This is a genomic window from Janthinobacterium sp. GL_088, assembly GCF_057837845.1.
On sequence record NZ_CM174453.1, the window covers coordinates 3,228,679 to 3,249,721 of the forward strand.

The 21,043-nt window shown below is 63.3% G+C and carries 18 protein-coding genes; 14 read left to right on the forward strand and 4 right to left on the reverse strand.

Features of this window, described 5'->3' with window-relative positions; genetic code table 11:
- Positions 1-4 precede the first annotated feature (4 nt).
- On the forward strand, positions 5-1,396 hold the full coding sequence (locus AC3IQ7_RS14600) for a Gfo/Idh/MocA family protein (RefSeq protein WP_322427126.1): 1,392 nt from the start codon (positions 5-7) through the stop codon (positions 1,394-1,396).
- Positions 1,397-1,525: 129 nt separating this feature from the next.
- Positions 1,526-2,833 (forward strand): DUF3472 domain-containing protein, encoded by a 1,308-nt coding sequence (locus AC3IQ7_RS14605; RefSeq protein ID WP_489210354.1) that lies wholly within the window; start codon positions 1,526-1,528, stop codon positions 2,831-2,833.
- Between the two features lie 10 nt (positions 2,834-2,843).
- Here the strand turns inward: AC3IQ7_RS14605 and AC3IQ7_RS14610 are convergent, their stop codons facing one another.
- Positions 2,844-3,356, reverse strand: a complete 513-nt coding sequence (locus tag AC3IQ7_RS14610) for a hypothetical protein (RefSeq protein ID WP_489210355.1) — start codon at positions 3,354-3,356, stop codon at positions 2,844-2,846.
- 283 nt (positions 3,357-3,639) lie between these two features.
- Between AC3IQ7_RS14610 and AC3IQ7_RS14615 the strand changes: the two genes are divergently transcribed.
- The 4 genes from AC3IQ7_RS14615 (at position 3,640) to AC3IQ7_RS14630 (ending at position 8,419) form a co-directional block, all read left to right on the forward strand.
- The gene (locus AC3IQ7_RS14615; protein ID WP_489210357.1) at positions 3,640-4,281 is read left to right on the forward strand and encodes a hypothetical protein; all 642 of its coding nucleotides are present in this window, start codon (positions 3,640-3,642) and stop codon (positions 4,279-4,281) included.
- A gap of 103 nt (positions 4,282-4,384) precedes the next feature.
- On the forward strand, positions 4,385-4,897 hold the full coding sequence (locus tag AC3IQ7_RS14620) for a sigma-70 family RNA polymerase sigma factor (RefSeq protein ID WP_489210359.1): 513 nt from the start codon (positions 4,385-4,387) through the stop codon (positions 4,895-4,897).
- On the forward strand, positions 4,897-5,871 hold the full coding sequence (locus tag AC3IQ7_RS14625) for a FecR domain-containing protein (protein WP_489210361.1): 975 nt from the start codon (positions 4,897-4,899) through the stop codon (positions 5,869-5,871). Before AC3IQ7_RS14620 ends, AC3IQ7_RS14625 begins: the two co-directional genes overlap by 1 nt.
- 85 nt (positions 5,872-5,956) lie before the next feature.
- Positions 5,957-8,419, forward strand: a complete 2,463-nt coding sequence (locus AC3IQ7_RS14630; RefSeq protein ID WP_489210363.1) for a TonB-dependent siderophore receptor — start codon at positions 5,957-5,959, stop codon at positions 8,417-8,419.
- Between the two features lie 4 nt (positions 8,420-8,423).
- On the opposite strand, the gene AC3IQ7_RS14635 is transcribed toward AC3IQ7_RS14630, so the two are convergent.
- The gene (locus AC3IQ7_RS14635; protein ID WP_099376998.1) at positions 8,424-8,801 is read right to left on the reverse strand and encodes a SirB2 family protein; all 378 of its coding nucleotides are present in this window, start codon (positions 8,799-8,801) and stop codon (positions 8,424-8,426) included.
- A gap of 87 nt (positions 8,802-8,888) precedes the next feature.
- Positions 8,889-9,335 carry a GNAT family N-acetyltransferase gene (locus tag AC3IQ7_RS14640; protein WP_489206461.1) on the reverse strand — a complete coding sequence of 149 codons (447 nt, stop codon included), beginning with the start codon at positions 9,333-9,335 and terminating at the stop codon, positions 8,889-8,891.
- A gap of 283 nt (positions 9,336-9,618) precedes the next feature.
- Here AC3IQ7_RS14640 and AC3IQ7_RS14645 point away from each other — a divergent pair, with 283 nt between their 5' ends.
- The 3 genes from AC3IQ7_RS14645 to AC3IQ7_RS14655 all read left to right on the forward strand — a co-directional run bounded on the left by AC3IQ7_RS14645 (position 9,619) and on the right by AC3IQ7_RS14655 (position 13,004).
- Positions 9,619-10,863 (forward strand): MFS transporter, encoded by a 1,245-nt coding sequence (locus tag AC3IQ7_RS14645; RefSeq protein ID WP_489210451.1) that lies wholly within the window; start codon positions 9,619-9,621, stop codon positions 10,861-10,863.
- Complete coding sequence (locus AC3IQ7_RS14650; RefSeq protein WP_099376995.1) at positions 10,860-12,245, forward strand: NarK family nitrate/nitrite MFS transporter; 1,386 nt, start codon at positions 10,860-10,862, stop codon at positions 12,243-12,245. Before AC3IQ7_RS14645 ends, AC3IQ7_RS14650 begins: the two co-directional genes overlap by 4 nt.
- A gap of 63 nt (positions 12,246-12,308) precedes the next feature.
- Positions 12,309-13,004, forward strand: coding sequence for a carbonic anhydrase (locus tag AC3IQ7_RS14655; RefSeq protein WP_099376994.1), 696 nt, complete (start codon positions 12,309-12,311; stop codon positions 13,002-13,004).
- Here AC3IQ7_RS14655 and AC3IQ7_RS14660 read toward each other — a convergent pair.
- Positions 12,990-13,361 (reverse strand): ribonucleotide reductase subunit alpha, encoded by a 372-nt coding sequence (locus AC3IQ7_RS14660; protein WP_099376993.1) that lies wholly within the window; start codon positions 13,359-13,361, stop codon positions 12,990-12,992. The two genes, AC3IQ7_RS14655 and AC3IQ7_RS14660, sit on opposite strands and share 15 nt — an antisense overlap.
- A 233-nt stretch (positions 13,362-13,594) precedes the next feature.
- Here AC3IQ7_RS14660 and AC3IQ7_RS14665 point away from each other — a divergent pair, with 233 nt between their 5' ends.
- From AC3IQ7_RS14665 to AC3IQ7_RS14685, 5 genes are read left to right on the forward strand one after another with little or no spacing between them, the layout of a single operon-like run.
- The gene (locus tag AC3IQ7_RS14665) at positions 13,595-17,293 is read left to right on the forward strand and encodes a nitrate reductase subunit alpha (RefSeq protein ID WP_099376992.1); all 3,699 of its coding nucleotides are present in this window, start codon (positions 13,595-13,597) and stop codon (positions 17,291-17,293) included.
- A gap of 1 nt (position 17,294) precedes the next feature.
- Positions 17,295-18,845, forward strand: a complete 1,551-nt coding sequence (narH, locus tag AC3IQ7_RS14670) for a nitrate reductase subunit beta (protein ID WP_034751243.1) — start codon at positions 17,295-17,297, stop codon at positions 18,843-18,845.
- A 9-nt stretch (positions 18,846-18,854) separates the two neighbouring features.
- Positions 18,855-19,523 (forward strand): nitrate reductase molybdenum cofactor assembly chaperone, encoded by a 669-nt coding sequence (gene narJ, locus AC3IQ7_RS14675; RefSeq protein WP_233516041.1) that lies wholly within the window; start codon positions 18,855-18,857, stop codon positions 19,521-19,523.
- A 34-nt stretch (positions 19,524-19,557) separates the two neighbouring features.
- Positions 19,558-20,244: a respiratory nitrate reductase subunit gamma gene (narI, locus tag AC3IQ7_RS14680; protein WP_099376990.1), complete on the forward strand. Its 687-nt coding sequence runs from the start codon at positions 19,558-19,560 to the stop codon at positions 20,242-20,244.
- 15 nt (positions 20,245-20,259) lie between these two features.
- Positions 20,260-21,006: a peptidylprolyl isomerase gene (locus AC3IQ7_RS14685; RefSeq protein WP_034781603.1), complete on the forward strand. Its 747-nt coding sequence runs from the start codon at positions 20,260-20,262 to the stop codon at positions 21,004-21,006.
- The last annotated feature ends 37 nt before the right edge of the window (positions 21,007-21,043 follow it).

Below are 21,043 nucleotides of genomic sequence, written 5' to 3' on the forward strand. Positions count from 1 at the left end.
ACCAATGACAACACAAATCAATCGACGCAATTTCCTCTCCGCCAGCGCCGCGCTGGCCGGTGGCGCCATGGCCGGCAGCGCACTGCTGCCCGGCGACGCCAGCGCCGCACCTGCGGCCGGCCGCGACAAGGTCCGCCTGGGCGTCATCGGCACGGGCATGCGCGGCCAGGTGCTGCTGGCCGAACTGGTGCGCCGCGATGACGTGGAAGTGGTTGCCCTGTGCGATATCGAACCGATCATGCTGAAACACGCGCTGGGCCAGGTGGCCAAAGCCGGCAAGCCGCGTCCGCGCACGTATGGCGAAGACCGCGACCAGAAAGCCTACAAGCGCATGCTGGACGCGGGCGGCCTCGATGGCGTGATCATCGCCACGCCGTGGGAATTCCACGCGCCCATGGCGATCGCCGCCATGCAAGCGAAGATACCCGTCGGTTGCGAAGTGGTGGCCGGTATCACACTGCAAGACCACTGGGATGTCCTGAATACCCAGCTGAAAACGGGCACGCCGTACATGTTGCTGGAAAACGTGTGCTACCGCCGCGACGTCATGGCCGCGCTGCAGATGGTGCGCGCGGGCCTGTTCGGCGAACTGCTGCACCTGCAGGGCGGCTACCAGCACGATTTGCGCGCCGTCAAATTCAACAGCGGCAATCCGGCCAAGCCGTATGGCGGCGGCGTGGAATTCGGCGAGAAGGGCTGGTCGGAAGCCCATTGGCGCACGCAGCACTCGGTCGAGCGCAATGGCGAACTGTATCCGAGCCACGGCATTGGTCCGTGCGCCATGTACACCAACATCAACCGCGGCAACCGTTTTACGCGCATTAACGCCTTCGCCACCAAGGCACGCGGCTTGCACGACTACATCGTCAAGCAGCCGGGCGGCGCGCAGCATGCGAACGCGAAGGTGAAATTCAAGCTGGGTGACGTGGTGACCACCACGCTGGCGTGCGAAAACGGCGAAACCATCATCCTGCAGCACGATACGAGCCTGCCGCGCCCATATTCGCTGGGCTTCCGCGTGCAAGGCACGGACGGCCTGTGGATGGATTTGAACAATTCGATTCACATCGAGGGCGTCAGCAAGCCGCACCAGTGGGACGACTTCAAGGCCTACCAGGACAAGTATGAGCATCCGGTGTGGCGTAAATATGCGGCGCAGGCGGAAGGCGCAGGCCATGGCGGCATGGACTTCTTCGTCATCCACGCCTTTGTCGAAGCCCTGAAGGCGAATGCGCCGATGCCGATCGATATCTACGATGCCGTGACGTGGAGCGCCATCACGCCCCTGTCCGAGCAATCGATCGCCGCCAACTTCCAGACCCTGGACTTCCCGGACTTCACGGGCGGGCAGTGGAAATCGCGCAAGCCGATCTTCGCCCTCGACGGCAAGTACTAAGCCTGCAGAACCCGCTACCGCACCAGTTGCCGTAGCGGGTTTTTTCTATCCCTATGCATTTTTCAACCGCGGCGCAGGTGCGCAGGCCCGTGTTCGCCCGCCGCAAAGCTGTACCACCAGGAGACGTTGATGAAACACAGAAGTTCATTACTCTATGCCATTCTTCCCGCCATGCCCTTGCTGCTGGCAGCCTGCGGCGGCGCCACCGCCACGGGCAACGGCAATACGGCCTTGCTGGCGTCCAGCGTGGCGGCGCCTGCCACGACGGCGACCGTGGAACTGGCCGGCAACGCCTTCATCACCAGCGGGGACACAGGCGCTGTCATCGGCGAGCATGGCCTGGCCGGCTGGAGCAATCCGGCTGCCGTCGCCAGCACGTATTTCCGCGTGGCCGAAGCAGGTCCCGTCCAGGTGGCGCTCGACGCCAGCCTGGCCGATGGCGGCAACAGCACCATCCGTGTGAAGATCAACGGCACGCCGTTCGACGTCAAGCTGGCCGGCAAGGAGCGCAAGACCTATGCCGTCGGCACGGTCAATGTGGCGGCGGCCGGCTATGTGAAGGTCGACATGCAGGGCCTGAAGCGCGTGAAGGGCACGTTCGGCGACGTCGCGGCGCTGAAGGTGACTGCGAACGCCGCGCTCACGTACGCCAATGATCCGGCCAATTACTACTGGTCGCGGCGCGGACCCTCTGTGCACATGGGTTACACGGTGCCGGCCAATACCGAGTATTTTTATAACGAGATGACGATTCCCCAGGGCCAGGACGCCATCGGCTCCTACTTCATGGCCAACGGCTTTGGCCAGGGCTACATGGGCATCCAGGTGAAGTCGCCGAGCGAGCGCTGGATATTGTTCTCCGTGTGGGACGCCGACAATGGTGCCAAGACCACCCTGGTCAGCAAGGGCGCCGGCGTGGTCGACAACGCCTTCGGTGGCGAGGGCACGGGCGGCCAGACGTATCTGTCGTATAACTGGGCGGCCGGCACGACGTACCGCTTCATCACGCGCGCGCGGCCCGACGGCAAGGGCGGCAGCGATTATTCGGCCTGGTTCTTCGCGCCCGAGACGGGCCAGTGGCGCTACATCGCCACCTGGAAGCGGCCGGCGATTTCCACCTATCTGACGGGCGTGCATTCCTTCCTCGAGAACTTCATCAATACCCTGGGCTACACGGAGCGGCGCGTCCAGTTCGGCAATCAGTGGGCCAGGAATGCATCGGGCATCTGGTCGGAAGTGACGGCGGGGCGCTTCACCGGCGACGCCACGGCCACGAATGCGCAGCGCATGGATTACGCGGGCGGCCTGGAAAACGGCAAGTTCTACCTGCATAACGGCGGCTTCTTCGCCAATTACGTGCAAACCAGCCAGAACTTCACGCGTCCGGCCACGGGCCAGGCGCCGGCTGTCGATGTGGCGACCTTGCCGATGCAATAGGCGTGGTTTCTCAGAACGGCCGCTTGCCCACCATCGCTTCGATGCCGCGATAGTAGGTGAGCGGCCGGCCTATCGTCACGCCCATCAATGCCGCCGCCTGGATGATGTCGTTTGTATCGCGCCGGTACACGACCAGCGCATCCATTTCGTCGGTGCCATTGCCGTCGATCTGGATCAGGTCATAGCCGCCTTCGTCCACGGCGCGCTGCGCCAGTTCCGTGTCCAGCCACTCGAAATAGGGCAGCGCGCTACCGTCGCTGTCCTTGAGCAGCTCGTACGGGAAGTCGGGGAATTCGTCGAACATGTCCTGGATCTGTTCGTGCAGTTCATCGAGCTTGTCGCTCGACGCCATATAGCCGCCCAGCTGCGAGAGGAGTTCCACCGCATAGGCCTGCGCATCGCTGTCGATCCACTCGTCGCGCGGCGCGGACGGCGCGTTGGTGATGGCGGCGACGGCGTCGTCGAGTTCCTCGCCTTCCAGATCACCGCAGGTCAGCTTGGTCAATAGTTCGGATAAGAGCATGTTTGCCTTTCAGGGGAGCGGCATGGCCAGGGTGGCTGCCTTGTCGATGAAGTTGCCAATACTATCATTGCCGTGCAGCTTGCCGCGCTCTGCAGAACGCGTACTGCGTCCTTTGACTACTTGTCAACTAGACATTTTTGTTCCAGGCGGATACACTGAAAATATTTCCAATTGGAAATATTTGTCTGGGCTCATGCAGGCACAGGCACGCTTGTCGTCCTTTGCCCTTTGCCCTTTTGCCCATTACTTGTTACCCATTTCTTCATTTTATTCAGGATCATCCATGTTTGTCCGAACCACCATGCTGCGCGCGCTGGCGTGCGCCGTCTTGCTGCCTGCGCTGTTGTCGGCCTGCGTCACCGGCCGCAATAGCGCGCCTGCGTTTACCTACACGACACCCGACCTTGCCAAGGGCGTTGTCGTCGGCATCGTGTTCGAGAGCTCCGTCTTCGAGGCGCATGGCGCCAGGTTCGGCATTGTCAGCAGCGACCCTGCCGCCCTCGAGGGAAAAAGTCTGTGGTTATCCAGCCATGCTCCCGCCGGCCAGGTCGCCTTGCAGAATGTCTTGCCAAAAGTGCCCACGGGCAAGGGCAGCACCTTTGCGCTGCAGCTGACGCCGGGACGCTACAGCGTTATCATCTGGCTGCTTGACTATGGATTCAGGTCCAGGTACTCCGAATCGTCGCCGAAGGCGATCGAGTTTGACGTCGTTGCTGGCAAGGTCATCTACCTGGGACGTCTGGATGCCAACCGTTCCCTGCAAGTGGCTTCGATACACGACAATTTCGAGGAGGATATCGCATACCTGAAGAAAAATCCCTTGCTGGCCAATGCCAGCATCGAGAACAAGGCGCTCGAGGTGCGTGAATGGTGGCTACAGGACGCCCTTGGCAAGGAAATTCAGGAAAGAAACCGCGCCAAGTAAGCACCTGCCGGGTGGGGCGGCGGCCGGCAGGTCGCTTGCGCCGCAGCACCGCATAGAGATAGAATGCGAATCATTATTATTTGCAAGCCAGGGAGTATGCGACGTGCCGCCTGCCCAATCCGGCGTCCACCAGGAGGTGGGCAGCCTGTATCACGATCACCACCGGTGGCTGCAAGGCTGGCTCAAACACAAGCTGGGCAACGCGTTTGATGCGGCCGACGTGGCGCACGACACCTTCATGCGCCTGCTGAACCGCGACGAGGCTATCGCCGCGCGCGAGCCACGCGCCTTCCTGACGACCGTGGCCAAGGGCGTGCTGGGCAATCTGTACCGCCGGCGCGACCTGGAGGCGGCCTACCTGGAAACCCTGGCCAGCCTGCCGGCGCAAAGTGCGCCCGATCCCGAGGCGCAGGCGATCCTGCTCGAAGCCCTGTTCGACATCGACCGCCGCCTCGATGGCCTGGCGCCTGCCGTGCGCCGCGCCTTTCTGCTGTCGCAACTCGATGGCATGCCGCAGGTGGCCATCGCGCTGGAACTGAACATTTCGCTGGCCACCGTGCAGCGCTATCTGGTCAAAGCCATGCACCAGTGTTTCTTTTCCCAATTGGCGCCGTAATGGGTGCCCTCACACCGGAAGCGGCCAGCTTGCAGGCGGTCGAATGGCTGGTGCGCCTGCAGGCGGGCGACGCCACGCCCGAAGTGGAGCAGGCCTGGCGCGCCTGGCGCGGCAGCGATCCGGAGAACGAGCAAGCGTGGCAGCATGTGGAAGGCTGCATGGCGCGCATGCGTGCCTTGCCCGCGCCGCTGGCGCACGGCACCCTGGTCCGCAAGCCGCTGCACGCGCAAGCGAATGCGGCGCGGCGCCAGTCTTTGAAACTCCTGGCGCTGCTGGCCGTGGGCGGCTGCGTCTGGCTGGCTGGCGGCGATGAACAGGCGCGATTCTGGCTGGCCGATTACCGTACCGGCACGGGCGAGCTGCGCCATATCGTGCTGGCAGACGGCACGCGTATCGCCCTCAACACGGCGTCCAGCATCGATGTGCGTTTCGACGCGGGTCAGCGCCTGGTGACGGTATTCAAAGGCGAGATCATGGTCACGACCGCGCACGATGCGGCTGGCCGGCCCTTTGTCGTGCGCACGCCGCAAGGCCGCTTGCAACCGGTGGGCACGCGCTTTGCCGTGCGCGTCGAAGGTGAACGCACGCAGCTGGGCGTGTTCGCGGGCGCCGTCGACATCGTGCCGGAACGGGCGCCTGAGGTGGCGCGCAGGCTGCAGGCGGGCGAACAAGCGACTTTCACGGCGGGCAGCGTTGGCTCCGTCGAGCTTCTGCCAGCCGGCGCCGATGCGTGGACGGCCGGCATGCTGGTGGCGCGCGACATGGCGCTGGCCGATTTTATCGGCGAGCTGGCACGTTACCGCCATGGGCGCCTGGCCTGCGACCCGGCTATTGGCCACCTGCGCGTCTCCGGCATCTATCCGCTGGCCGATACCGACAAGGTACTCGACATGCTGACGCGCACCTTGCCCGTCGACGTGCGCCAGAGCACGCGCTTCTGGGTGACCGTGGTGCCGCATCGGCAGCATCCATGATTATTTTCTGAAAAACTGAGGGTTTTTCGATTTTCGCGTGACATAGCAAGTGAACCCCTCATTCACTTTCAGGAAAACAGTCAGCATGCCCAGCACAACACCTATTTACGCCACTTCCACTTCCACTGTATGCCGCCGCAGCGTAGCGGCGCTGGCCGTCAGCCAGGCCCTGTGGCTGCTCGCCGCCAGCGGCGCCTCGGCCGCCGCACCTATTGCCCAGGCAGCCAATGCGGCGCGCATCGAACTGGCGATACCGGCCGGCACCCTGGAACAGGTGCTGGTGCGCTTCGGCCAGGAGACGGGCACCATGATTTCCTACCAGGCTGTCACCGTGGCGGGCAAGCGCAGTGCCGGACTGACGGGCAGCTACAGCGTGCCGGCGGCGCTGGGCGCCATTGTCGCCGGCTCAGGTCTGCGCGCCGTGCCGCAGGCGAATGGCGGTTATGTGCTCGACGTGGCGGCGGCCGATGGCGGCCAGACCATGCCCGAGATGAAGGTCAGCGCCAGCTTTGATGCGAACGGCGCGACGGAAGGCAGCGGCTCGTACACGACGCAGAGCATGCGCTCGGCCACGCGCCTGGGCCTGTCCGTGCGCGAGACGCCGCAAGCCGTCAGCGTGGTCACGCGCCAGCAGATGGATGACCAGAACCTGCAAACGGTGGAAGAGGTGCTGCAAAACGCGGCCGGCGTGGCCATCAACCGCTACGACAGCGACCGTACTTCGTTCTTTGCGCGCGGCTTTTCCATCGCCAGCTACCAGTACGACGGCATCCCCACCACGGTCGACAATGCGTTCAGCGTGGGCGACAGCACCCTGGACATGACGGCCTACGACCGGGTCGAGATCGTGCGCGGCGCCACCGGCCTGCTCACGGGCGCGGGCGAGCCATCGGCCACCATCAACCTGGTGCGCAAGCGCGCGTCATCTCGGCAGCTGGCCGGGAATGCGGCCGTGAGCCTGGGTTCCTGGAACAATGCGCGCGCCAGCGCCGACCTCTCCACGCCCTTGAGCAGCGATGGCAAGGTGCGTGGCCGTGTCGTCGCCAGTTACCAGGACAGCGAATCGTATGTGAGTCTGTATCACGGCAAGAAAGCCATGGCCTACGCCACCGTGGAAGCGGATCTGGCGCCTGGCAGCGTGCTGATCGCCGGCTATGAATATCAGGACAACCGCCCGCGCGGCGGCATGTATGGCGGCCTGCCGCTGTGGTATGCGGATGGCGAACGGGCCACCTTGCCCCGCTCCGCCACCACGGCGACCGCCTGGAGCCGCTGGTTCAGCACCAGCCAGACGGCTTTCCTGCGCCTGGAGCAAAGCCTGGGTAGCGGCTGGAGCCTGACCGCCATGCTGAATCACGGCTGGGGCAATTATTCGGCGGCCGAGCTTTTCGCCAATACCTGGCCGGACAAGGCCACGGGTCAGGGCGTGACGGGCTACACCGGCTTTTATTCGGGCACGCGGCGCCAGGACAGCGTCGACGCCTATGTGCAGGGGCCGCTGCAGCTGCTGGGCCGTACGCACGACCTGGCGTTTGGCGTCTCGGGCAGTAACCAGTTTGCCAGTAATCCGGGCCTGGCCGGCGGCAGCGTCGATTACGGCAATTTCCATCAATGGCAGGGCGTGACGCCGGAACCGGACTGGAACAACCCGAATTTCTCGCGCTGGCAGTTGCTCGACACGGTGCAGCAGCGCGGCATCTACGGCACGGCGCGTTTTTCGCTGGCCGACTCCTTGAAACTGATCGTCGGCGCGCGCTACAGCCGCTACAAGGCTGACCACGTCGATGACTGGGGCGGCAGCTACGCCTACGCCAAGCATGCCGTCACGCCCTACGCGGGGCTGGTGTGGGATATCGACGCGCAGCATGCGCTGTACACCAGCTACAGCAAAATCTTCAAGCCGCAGGGCTACCAGGACCGGTTCGGGCGCTACCTCGATCCCGTGCAGGGCAAGAATCTGGAAGCGGGCGTGAAGGGCGAGTATTTCGGCGGCAAGCTCAATGCGGCGCTGGCCGTGTTCCGCATCGCGCAGGATGGCCTGGCGCAGGAAGATACGGGCCATTTTGTCGGCAATTCACTGACGCAGGCGTATTACGCGGCAGCCGGTACCACCAGCAAGGGTGTGGAACTCGATGTCTCGGGCGAACTGGCGCAAGGCTGGAATGTGTCGGCCAGCGTGTCGCATGCGGCGGCCGAGGACAACGGGGGCGCGCGCTTGAACAGCTATGTGCCGCAAACCCTGGCGCGCGTATTTTCCACGTATCAGCTGCATGGCGACTGGCGGGCCTTGTCGCTGGGCGGCGGCGTGAACTGGCAGAGCGGCGCCTACCGCGATGCCAGCGGGCCGAAGGGCATGGAGCGCGTGGAGCAGGGCGGCTATGCCGTGGCCAGCCTGATGGCGAAGTACGCGCTGTCGCGCCAGCTGTCCCTGCAGGCGAACATCAACAACCTGTTCGACAAGCATTACTACAGCCAGCTTGGCATGTACAACCAGGGTTACTGGGGCGCGCCGCGCAACGCCAGCGTCACCCTGCGTTACCTCTTCTGATGTGTCAGAATGGCCAGGCCTGTTTGGTCACGGCCACGGCGATGATGTAGGCGAAGACCAGCACGGCGAGCGCGAAAGCGGCGCCGCGCACGGCCGGCGTCTTGCCACGTTTCAGGGCGATGGTGCCCAACACGATGTAGGCCACCAGCGCGCACAGCTTGGCGGCCAGCCAGGGCTGGCTGCCCGGCGACTGGCCGCTCCACACGGCCAGGGTGATGGCGCTGGCCAGCAGGGCCGTGTCGACCAGGTGGGGCAATATCTTCACCCAGCGCTGCTGCAGCGCGGGAGAGGAGCGCAGCATCCAGGCGCCGCGCAAGAGGAAAAGAAAGCCGCTGGCGGCGGCGCAACCCATGTGGAAATGCTTGAGGCTCAGGTAATCCATGCGTGATGTGGTGGGCGTTGATTGACGGTGGCGCCAGCATAGCCGCCTTTGGCGCGCCGCGCCATACGTCGTCGGGATGAGACGCTGCTAACGCAGGAATTTCACGTACACGAGTTCCGGGTCTCCCTCGTCGAGATGGTCGATCTGGCCGCTGCGCACGAAGCCCGCGCTGGCGAACAGCTGTTGCGCGGCCAGGTTGGACTGGTTCGTCGACGTGAAAATTTTCCCTGTCTGGCACGCGGCTACTGCGGCGGCCAGCAGGCGCAAACCCACGCCGCGCCGCTGCTGGCCGGGAGCGACCACCACCAGCGAGACGAAGCCGTAGCCAAAGAAATCGTCGTGCGTGAGGACATAGCCGGCCACCTGGCCAGCCCGGATGGCCACTTGGCATTGACCTTTGCCGACGGCGGTGCGCACGGCATCGCCCCGGCTGGCATGCGCCTGCGCGTAGGCGTCGCAGGCCAGCATGGCTGCCACATCGCCATGCCCGGCCACGCGGGTGACGATTTCATCTGCTTCCGTTCTGTTCTGCATGCCGATCCTTTTTCTCCAGGCGCCGAGTGTGCCAAAAATGCGTCCGTTTGTAAAACACCCGCCATCCAGGCTAGATCCGCACCGCGCCATCTAGTCACTTTTGCCGATACGGCTATCCAGATTGCCTTTCCAGAATCACCCTGTGACCGATAGTGCCTTTCCCCTCTGCCACGTAAGCTGGTCGGGACGGCTGGCCAGACGGCCAGTGCATTCATGGAGAAACATCGTGGCTACCCTAGATGGCACTAAGAACAACAGTAGTAACAAGGCAGTCGAACCCGGCATACGGCGCAAGCAGTTTTCCGTGTTGGTCAGCAGTACCTTCGCATTTACCATCTGCTTTGCAGTCTGGATGATGTTTGCCGTGCTGGGCATTCCCATCAAGACCAGCCTGGGCTTGACTGAAACACAATTCGGCCTGCTGGCCGCCATGCCCGTGCTGACGGGTTCCCTCGTGCGCGTGCCGCTGGGCATCTGGACGGACAAATACGGCGGGCGCCGCGTCTTCTTCTGGCTGATGCTGGCCAGCGTGGTGCCGATCTACCTGATCTCCTACGCCACCGCCTACTGGCATTTCCTCGTGCTGGGCATGTTCGTCGGCCTGGCGGGCGGCTCGTTTTCCGTCGGCACGCCGTACGTGGCACGCTGGTATGAAAAGGAGCGCCGCGGCCTGGCGATGGGCATCTTCGGCGCCGGCAACTCCGGTTCCGCACTGACCAAGTTCGTCGCGCCGGGCATCGTCGCCGCCTTCGGCTGGCAGATGCTGCCCAAGGTGTATGCGGTCGCCATGCTGGCCACGGCCATCATCTTCTGGCTGTTTTCGTACACGGACAAATCGCACCTGGCGCCATCGGGCGAGAGCTTTTCGGCGCAGATGAAGGTGCTGAAGGATCCGCGCGTGTGGCGCTACTGCCAGTACTACTCGGTGGTGTTCGGCGGCTACGTGGCGCTGGCCCTGTGGATGACGAAGTACTACGTGGCCGAATACGGCTTCGATTTGAAGCACGCGGCGCTGCTGGCCGCCTGCTTCTCGCTGCCGGGCGGCGTGCTGCGCGCGTTTGGCGGCTGGATCTCAGACAAATACGGCGCGGCGAAAGTCACCTGGGCCGTGATGTGGGTGTGCTGGGTGTGCTTCTTCCTGCTGTCGTATCCGCAAACGCAAATGGTGGTGGAAACCGTCACGGGACCGCTGGCTTTCCACATCGGCCTGTCGCCGCTGTGGTTCACCGTGCTGCTGTTCATCGTCGGCATCGCCATGGCCGTGGGCAAGGCATCCGTCTTCAAGTTCATCGGCGATGATTTTTCCGATAACATCGGCGCCGTCTCGGGCGTGGTCGGCCTGGCAGGCGGTCTCGGTGGCTTCATCCTGCCCGTGATGTTCGGCGCCCTGGTGGACCTCACCGGCGTGCGTTCGAGCTCTTTCATGCTCTTGTACGGCACCGTCTGCGTTTCCCTCGTCTGGATGTATTTCTCGTTCAAGCCGCTACGCGCGGCGACTATCCCTCAACCTGCAGGAGTTAAAGCATGAGCCGCTACATGATCAATACGTGGGAGCCGGAAACCCCGAGCTTCTGGCAAAACACGGGCAAGGCCACGGCCGCGCGCAATCTGTGGATATCGATTCCCGCGCTGCTGCTGGCATTCGCCGTGTGGATGGTGTGGAGCGTGGTGGTGGTCAATCTGCCCAACATCGGTTTTACTTACAGTAACAACCAGCTGTTCTGGCTGACGGCCTTGCCGGGCCTGTCCGGCGCCACCTTGCGCATCTTTTATTCGTTCATGGTGCCGATCTTCGGCGGGCGCCGCTGGACGGCCATTTCCACGGGTTCCCTGCTGATTCCCGCCATCGGCATCGGCCTGGCCGTGCAGGACGTGAACACGGGCTACCCGACCATGCTGATCCTGGCGCTGCTGTGCGGCTTCGGTGGCGGCAATTTCGCCTCGTCGATGGCCAACATCAGCTTTTTCTATCCGAAGGCGAGCAAGGGCTTCGCGCTGGGTATGAATGCGGGCCTGGGCAACCTGGGCGTGTCCGTGGTGCAGTTCGTCGTGCCGCTGGTGATCACGTTTGCCGTCTTCGGCGCCTGGGGCGGCGATTCGCTCACCTGGGTGAAAAATGGCGTGAGCAAGGACATGTGGCTGCAAAACGCGGGCTTCATCTGGGTGCCGTTTATCGCGCTGTCCACCTTGCTGGCCTGGTTCGGCATGAATGACCTGGCGTCGGCGAAAGCCTCGTTTTCCGAGCAGGCCGTGATCTTCAAGCGCAAGCACAACTGGCTCATGTGCTGGCTGTACACGGGCACTTTCGGATCCTTCATCGGTTATTCGGCCGCCTTTCCGCTGTTGATCAAGATCCAGTTCCCCGACGTGAACCCGCTCGATTACGCCTTCCTCGGACCCCTGGTTGGCGCGCTGGCGCGCGTGGCCGGCGGCGTGATTTCCGATAAATTGGGCGGCGCCAGAGTCACCCTGTGGTCCTTCCTCTTGATGATAGGCGCCGTGCTGGGCGTGCTGTACTTCATGCCTCAAGGTGGCACTGGTGGCAGTTTCAACGGCTTCTTCTGGATGTTCATGCTGCTGTTCGCCGGCACGGGTATCGGCAATGCGTCGACCTTCCGCATGATTCCCGTGATCTTTTTGACGGAACACCAGCGCGCGGCGGCCGGCAAGGGCAAGGCGGTGCAGGAGCAAGCGATCGTCGACGCCAACAAGGAAGGCGCCGCCGTCCTGGGCTTTACCTCGGCCGTGGCCGCGTATGGCGCCTTCTTCATCCCGAAAAGCTATGGCACCTCGATTGCGCTGACGGGCAGCCCCGACGCGGCCCTGTGGTGCTTCATCGGCTTTTATGTCAGCTGCATCGCGATCACCTGGTGGTGCTATGCGCGCAAGAACGCGGCTATGCCGTGCTAGTTAGCGTCAGAACGCCTGGCAAGTCCTGCTTGCCGGGCGCTGTATAAAGTATTCGAGGTAGTCATGGAAGAACTGGAAAAATTCGTCAACGGCTTCAGCCTGTTTCAGCAGCAGTACTTCAGCGAGCCGCAAACCTTGTACGACAGCCTGCGCGACGGGCAGCGGCCCTCGACCTTGCTGATTGGCTGCTGCGATTCGCGCGTCGATCCCATGCTGCTGACGGGCAGCGACCCGGGCGACATGTTCGTCGTGCGCAATATCGCCAACCTGGTGCCGCGCTGTACCCCGGACGCGCCGCCCGGCGTCAGTTCGGCCATCGAGTTCGCCGTCTGCAAGCTCGAAGTGGCCAGGGTCATCGTGCTTGGCCATGCGCGCTGCGGCGGCATCCGCGCGCTGCTGGAACCGCAGCCGCGCGCGGAAGGGCAGGAAACGGACTTCGTGGGGCAGTGGATGCGCATTGCCGAACCGGTGGCGCAGCGCGTGCGGCGCGAGCTGGCGCACCGCTCGTCGGCGGAACAGCACCACGCGTGCGAACTGGCCAGCATATTGCAGTCGCTCGATAACCTGCTCACCTACCCGTGGCTGAAGCGCCGGGTGGAGCAGGGACTATTGAAATTGCATGGATGGTATTTCGATATCGACAGCGGGGCGCTGATGGCGTATTCCGCGCGCCAGCAGCAGTTTCTGCCGCTGGTCTGTCCCATCGAGCGGGCGCGTCATTTGCACGAGCGCCCTTGGCCGGACTCAGCTAAAACGTAACAAATCCCCGCTGCGGTCAAACGCCAGCAGGCTGTCGATGCGGCCTTGCTCGATGGCCGTCACCATGGCGCGCAGGGGTGCTTCGCATTCCTGCGCCGCCGGTGGCTGGCCCTCGCGACCCGCCAGTCCCGCCACGAAGACCACGTCCCAGTGCGTCTGCATCTGTTTCGACTCCTCCTTCAATGTCTCGAAGCTGTCCAGTTCCTCGGGCAGCTTGTCGGCGCACATCACGGGCGTGAGGGATTTTCCCTGGCCGCCAGGCTGGGCCTGCGCCTGGGTAAAGGTGAACAGCAGGCGTTGCGGCTGCTCCTGGTTGCGGGCGCTGCGCAGCAGGCTGGCGTAATCGGTAATCGGCATGATGCTCTTTCTCTGTGTTGAACGATGACGACAGGTATACCGCAGCTCCGTCGCGCCGCCCATAGGCAATAGTGACTATCCGCCTATGCATTCCTGGTGCCGGAAACCGACTTCTTGCCAATACCGCCGGGCGCGGCGCATCGATAGACTGTTTGTATCGACGCTTGAGCCATCCTGCTTGCAGCGTTTTTTAAGACCTGGCGTCGCTGCCTGCGGCGCAATGTGGAGGTAGCATGAGTCACTTTCTGGACCGCCTGAAATTTTTTAGCAAGCCCGCCGAGCCGTTTTCAAACGGCCATGGCACCGTGGTCGATGAAGACCGTACCTGGGAAAACGCCTACCGCCAGCGCTGGCAGCACGACAAGATCGTGCGCTCCACGCATGGCGTGAACTGTACCGGTTCATGCAGCTGGAAGGTGTACGTCAAGAATGGCCTGATCACCTGGGAAACCCAGCAAACCGATTACCCGCGCACGCGGCCCGACCTGCCCAACCACGAACCGCGCGGCTGCCCGCGCGGCGCCAGCTATTCCTGGTACGTGTATTCGGCCCAGCGCGTGAAATACCCGATGGTGCGCGGCCGCCTGATGGAAATGTGGCGCGAAGCACGCAAGACCATGGACCCCGTCACGGCCTGGGACTGGATCAGCCAGGACCCCGTGCGCTCGCAGCAGTACAAATCCATCCGTGGCCTGGGCGGCTTCGTGCGCGCCACGTGGGACGAATCGAATGAAATCATCGCCGCCGCGAATGCGCTGACGATCAAGAAATACGGCCCGGACCGCGTCGTCGGCTTCTCGCCGATTCCCGCCATGTCCATGGTCAGCTATGCCTCCGGCACGCGCTACCTGTCCCTGATCGGCGGCGTGGCCCTGAGCTTCTACGACTGGTACTGCGACTTGCCGCCGGCCAGCCCGCAAGTGTGGGGCGAGCAGACGGACGTGCCGGAATCGGCCGACTGGTACAACTCGACCTATCTGATGGTGTGGGGCTCGAACGTGCCGATGACGCGCACGCCGGACGCCCACTTCTACACGGAAGTGCGCTACAAGGGCACGAAAACCGTGGCCATCTCTCCCGACTATGGCGAAATGGTGAAGTTCGGCGACATCTGGCTGGCGCCGAAGCAGGGCACGGACGCCGCGCTGGCACTGGCCATGGGCCACGTCATCCTCAAGGAATTCCACTCGGAAGGGCAGAGCGCCTACTTCCGCGACTACGCACGCCAGTACACGGACTTCCCCATGCTGGTGCTGCTCAAGGAGCATAACGGCACCCTCGTGCCCGACTACTTCCTGCGCGCTTCGCACCTGGACAACAACCTCGACGAAACCAACAATCCGGAATGGAAAACCCTCGTCATCGACGAAACCACGGGTGCCATTACCGCGCCGGCCGGCTCTATCGGCTTCCGCTGGGGCGAATCGGGCAAGTGGAACCTGGAACAGAAGGCCGGCGGCAGCGGCGAACCCATCGTGCCGATGCTCTCCATGATCAATGACAGCGACGCCGTCACGGAAGTGGGCTTCGCCTACTTCGGCGGCAAGGACGCGTCCGACATGCTGCTGCGCAAGGTGCCGGTGAAAACCATCCGCCTGGCCGATGGCACGACGGGCCTCGTCACCACCGTGTTCGACCTGACCCTGGCCAACTACGGCATCGACCGTGGCCTCGGCGGCGCCAATGTCGCGGAAAGCTATGACGATGACGTGCCGTACACCCCCGCATGGCAAGAGAAGCACACGGGCGTGAAACGCGCCGACGTGATTACCGTGGCGCGCCAGTTCGCAGAGAACGCGGACCAGACGCGCGGCAAGAGCATGGTCATCGTGGGCGCCGGCCTGAATCACTGGTACCACATGGACATGACCTATCGCGGCATCATCAATATGCTGATGATGTGCGGCTGTATCGGCCAGTCCGGCGGCGGCTGGGCCCATTACGTGGGCCAGGAAAAACTGCGTCCGCAAACGGGCTGGACGCCTTTGGCCTTCGCCCAGGACTGGGTACGCCCGATGCGCCAGATGAACGGCACCTCGTTCTTCTATGCCCACACGAGCCAATGGCGCCACGAAAAGCTGGAAACGGGCGACATCGCCTCGCCATCGGCGGCCGGCGGCACGGGCGACCTGACCCTGCTCGACTACAACGCCAAGGCGGAACGCATGGGCTGGCTGCCATCGGCGCCGCAGCTGCAAACCAATCCGCTGGAAGTGGCGAAGGCCGCCAAGGCGGCAGGGCAGGCACCGGCCGCGTATGCGCTCGACCAGATCAAGGCGGGCCAGCTGCAATTCTCGTGCGACGACCCGGACAACCCGGCCAACTTCCCGCGCAATATGTTTGTCTGGCGCTCGAATATCCTCGGCAGCTCGGGCAAGGGCCACGAGTACTTCCTGAAATACCTGCTGGGCACGCAGAATGGCTTGCTCAGCGACGAAGACGACTGCATCACGCCGAAACAGGTGAAAGTGCGCCCGGCCGCCGAAGGCAAGCTCGATCTGCTGGTGGTGCTGGACTTCCGTATGTCGACCACGTGTTTGTATGGCGACGTGGTGCTGCCGACGGCCACCTGGTATGAAAAAGACGATCTGAATACGTCGGACATGCATCCGTTCATCCACCCGCTGTCCGAAGCCGTGCAGCCGCTGTGGCAATCGAAGTCGGACTGGGAAATCTACAAAGGGCTGGCCGAGAAATTCTCGGAAATCGGCGGCGAGCTGCTGGGCACCCAGCAAGACATCATCCTCACGCCGCTGATGCACGACACGCCGGGTGAACTGGGCCAGCCTTTCGATCCCAAGGATTGGCGCGCCGGCGAATGCGACGCCATTCCCGGCAAGACCATGCCGAACATGACGGTGGTCGAGCGCAATTACCGCGACGTGTACAAGAAGTTCACTTCGATCGGCCCGCTGCTGGAAAGCATCGGCAACGGCGGCAAGGGCATTTCCTGGAAAACGGGGCATGAAGTCGACGTCCTGCGCGGCATCAACCGTACGGTGCTGGAAGAAGGCGTGTCGAAGGGCCAGCCGCGCCTCGATACGGCCATCGATGCGGCCGAGATGATTCTGTCGCTGGCGCCGGAAACGAATGGCCACGTGGCCGTGAAAGCCTGGGCCGCGCTGTCCGCCATCACGGGACGCGAGCATACGCATCTGGCGCTGCCGCGCGAGCATGACAGCATCCGCTTCCGCGACGTGCAGGCGCAGCCGCGCAAGATCATTTCCTCGCCCACCTGGTCTGGCCTGGAAAGCGAAGAAGTCAGCTACACGGCCGGCTATACCAACGTGCATGAACTGATCCCTTGGCGCACCCTGACGGGCCGCCAGCAGTTCTACCAGGATCATTTGTGGATGCGCGATTTCGGCGAGGGACTGTGCGTGTACAAGCCGGCCATCAACACGAAGACGACGGAAGCGCTGCTGGGCACCAAGCCGAACGGCAACAAGGAACTGGCGCTGAACTTTTTGACGCCGCACCAGAAGTGGGGCATCCACTCCACGTATTCGGACAACCTGCGCATGCTGACCCTGTCGCGTGGCGGACCGCACGTGTGGCTGTCGGAGACGGACGCGCAGACGGCCGGCATCGTCGACAACGACTGGATCGAAGTCTTCAACGTGAATGGCAGCCTGACGGCGCGTGCCATCGTCAGTCAGCGCATCCCGGCCGGCATGACGATGATGTACCACGCCCAGGAAAAGATCATCAACGTGCCTGGCGCGGAGATGACGGGCAAGCGGGGCGGCATCCATAACTCGGTGACGCGGGCCGTGCCCAAGCCGACGCACATGATCGGCGGCTACGCCCAGCTGGCGTACGGCTTCAATTACTACGGCACGGTGGGCTCCAACCGCGATGAATTCGTATTGGTGCGCAAGATGAACAAGGTCGACTGGCTCGAAGGCCCGTTGCAGGAAGAAGGAGCATAGTATGAAAATCAGAGCGCAAATCGGCATGGTGCTGAACCTGGACAAGTGCATCGGCTGCCACACTTGTTCCGTCACCTGCAAGAACGTATGGACCAGCCGCGACGGTGTCGAATACGCATGGTTCAACAACGTGGAAACCAAGCCGGGTATCGGCTATCCGAAGCAGTGGGAAAACCAGGACAAGTGGAATGGCGGCTGGCGCCGCACGGATGCGGGCAAGATCGAGCCGCGCCAGGGCAGCCGTTTGAAAATCCTGGCGAATATCTTCGCCAACCCGAACCTGCCCGCCATCGACGAGTACTACGAGCCGTTCACCTACGACTACGAGCACCTGCAAAGCGCGCCGCTGTCGCAGACGCCGCCGACGGCCCGTCCGATCTCCGTGCTGACGGGGAAAAAGATGGAGAAAATCGAGTGGGGTCCGAACTGGGAAGATGACCTGGGCGGCGAGTTTGCCCAGCGTAGCAAGGATAAATTGTTCGACAACATGCAGAAGGAGATGTACGGCACCTTCGAAAACACCTTCATGATGTACTTGCCGCGCCTGTGCGAGCATTGCCTGAATCCGACGTGCGTGGCGTCTTGCCCGTCCGGTTCCGTGTACAAGCGCGAAGACGACGGCATCGTGCTGATTGATCAGGACAAGTGCCGCGGCTGGCGCATGTGCATCTCCGGTTGCCCGTACAAGAAGATTTACTACAATTGGTCCTCCGGCAAGGCGGAGAAGTGCACGTTCTGCTTCCCTCGCATCGAGGCGGGCCAGCCTACCGTGTGCTCGGAAACGTGCGTGGGCCGCATCCGCTACCTGGGTGTGCTGCTGTACGACGCCGACAAGATCGAGGCTGCCGCCTCCGTGCCGCAAGAGCAGGACCTGTACCAGGCGCAGCTCGACCTGTTCCTCGACCCGCACGACCCGGCCATCATCGCCGAAGCGCGCCGCCAGGGCATTCCCGACCTGTGGCTGGAAGCTGCCGTCAAGTCGCCCGTCTACAAGATGGCCGTCGAGTGGAAAGTGGCGTTCCCGCTGCATCCCGAATACCGCACCTTGCCAATGGTGTGGTACGTGCCACCGCTGTCGCCGATCCAGGCGGCCGCCGAATCGGGCAAGCTGGGCGTGAACGGCATGCTGCCGGACACGCAAAGCCTGCGCATTCCGGTGCAGTACCTGGCCAATTTGCTGACGGCCGGCGACCAGCCGCCCATCGTCACGGCGCTGGACCGCATGCTGGCCATGCGTGCCTACATGCGCAGCAAGACCGTCGAGAAGGTGGAAAACCTCACGGTTCTGAAGCAAGTGGGCTTGAGCAAGGCGCAGGTGGAGGACATGTACCACATCATGGCCATCGCCAATTACGAAGACCGCTTCGTCATCCCCAGCAGCCACAAGGAAATGGCCGAGGACAGCTTCAACGAGAAGGGTTCGTGCGGCTTCAGCTTCGGCAACGGCTGCTCGGACGGCACCAGCGAGCCGACCTTGTTCGGCAAGAAAAAACACGGTTCGGCCATCTTCATGCAGATGCCGAAGTCGCGCAAAACGGCGCCAGGCGCTTAAGGAGCTGATATGGAACACGCTATGCATCACTACCAAATCCTTTCGCGCCTGCTGCTGTATCCGGAGCCCGAGCTGATCGCGCACCTGCCGCAGCTGGACGCCGCGCTGGCGGCCGTGCCGGAGCAGCACGCGCTGCTGCGGCCCCTGCTGGCGCACCTGGAAAGCAGCAGCCTGATCGACCTGCAGCAGCAGTACGTGGCCACGTTCGACCGCAATCCGTCGCACTCGCTGCATCTGTTCGAGCATATCCACGGCGAATCGCGCGACCGGGGCCAGGCCATGGTCGATCTGATGGAGGAATACAAGCGCCACGGCCTGCAAATGGTGGGCGACGACTTGCCCGACTTCGTGCCCCTGTTCCTGGAGTTTCTGGCACAGCTCGACGAGGAAGTCTCGGCACCGCTGCTGGGCGACGCCGTCCACGTGCTGGCGCACATCGGCCGCAAGCTGACGGCCAACGGCAGCCCGTACGCGCCCGTCTTCACCTTGCTCGAACGCTTGAGCCCCGTGGCGGCAGAAATGCTGGCCGAACCGCCGGTGCGCGACATGGACGAAGCGCTGGAAACCTTCGGTCCCGGTGCGGACGGCGTCGAGCCCTTGCTGCGCCAAGGTCCGGGCCAAGTTCCGGGCGGCGTCCATCCCGTGCATTTTCACCCGCAGCCGCGGCGCGCTGCTTAATTGGCCGCTTGCGCCCGCATGAGGAGAGTACATCATGAGTAATTATTTGCATCAATTTGTGTATGGCATTTATCCATACATCGCGCTGGCCATCTTTTTCCTCGGTAGCCTGATCCGTTTCGACCGCGAGCAATACACGTGGAAGTCCGATTCCAGCCAGCTGCTGCACCGCGGCAGCCTGCGCCTGGGCAATATCCTGTTCCACATCGGCATCATCGGCCTGCTGTTCGGCCATGCGGCCGGCTTGCTGACCCCTGTCTGGGTATGGGATACCCTGGGCGTGTCGCATAGCCTGAAGCAGGGCGTGGCCATGGCGGCCGGCGGCGTGATGGGCGGCCTGTGCCTGGTCGGCATACTGATCCTGCTGGCGCGCCGCTTCGGCAATGAACGGCTGCGCGCCGTCACCACGGCCGGCGACAAGCTGGTGATGGTGTGGATCTTGCTGACCTTGCTGCTGGGCCTGTCGTCGATCTTTGTCTCGGCGTCGCACATGGATGGCCACATGATGGTCTTGCTGATGAACTGGGCGCAGCACATCGTGACCTTCCGCGGCGACGCCGCCAGCTTCATCGTCGATGCGCCGCTGGTGTTCAAGCTGCACCTGTTCATGGGCATGTCGCTGTTCGTCATCTTCCCGTTCACCCGCCTGGTGCACGTGTGGAGCGGCTTCGGCGCCGTGGCATATCTCGGCCGCGCCTATCAACTGGTTCGTCGCCGCTAAGAAAGGAGTCACATCATGGGAATCTCCGTCAATGGCATCGATATCGACGATGCCGACATCGCGCAGGAGCTGCCGCATCACGACGGCGCCGGCAATCCGCTGAAACAGGCCGTGCATGAACTGGTGCTGCGCCGGCTCCTGCTCGACGAAGCCGAACGCCTCGGCGTGCAGGGTGGCAGTACTGACGACCGCATCGAAGCGCTGTTCGCGCAGGAAGTGCGCGTGCCGCCCGCCGACGATGCGGCTTGCCGCACCTTTTATGCGCAGCGCCCGCAGCTGTTCAGTAGTGGGGCGCTGGTCGAGGCGCGCCACATCCTGTTCCAGGTGACGCCCGAGGCGCCGCTGGAGCTGCTGCGCACGACGGCGCAAGCCGTGCTCGATGCCCTGAAACTGGCACCCGAGCGCTTCGGCGAACTTGCGGCGCAGTATTCGAACTGCCCGTCCGGCGCCCTGGGGGGCAACCTGGGCCAGTTGTCGCCGGGCCAGAGCGTGCCGGAATTCGACGCGTTGCTGTTCCGCCTGGAAGAGGGCGCGCTGGCCGGCCATTTGCTGGAAACGCGCTTCGGCTACCACATCGTGCAAGTACTGCGCCGGGTCGAAGGCCAGGCCATCGCCTATGAGGCGGTGCAGGCGCAGATCGCCGACCGCCTGTCGCGCGCCGCGTGGCAACGCGCCGTGCACCAGTACCTGCACTTGCTGGTGGGGCGCGCCGAGATCGCCGGTGTCGAGTTGGAAGGCACGGCCAGTCCGCTGGTTCAGTAGGCTGAAAGGCGTAGTCCGAAAGGCGTAGGCCGCTAGG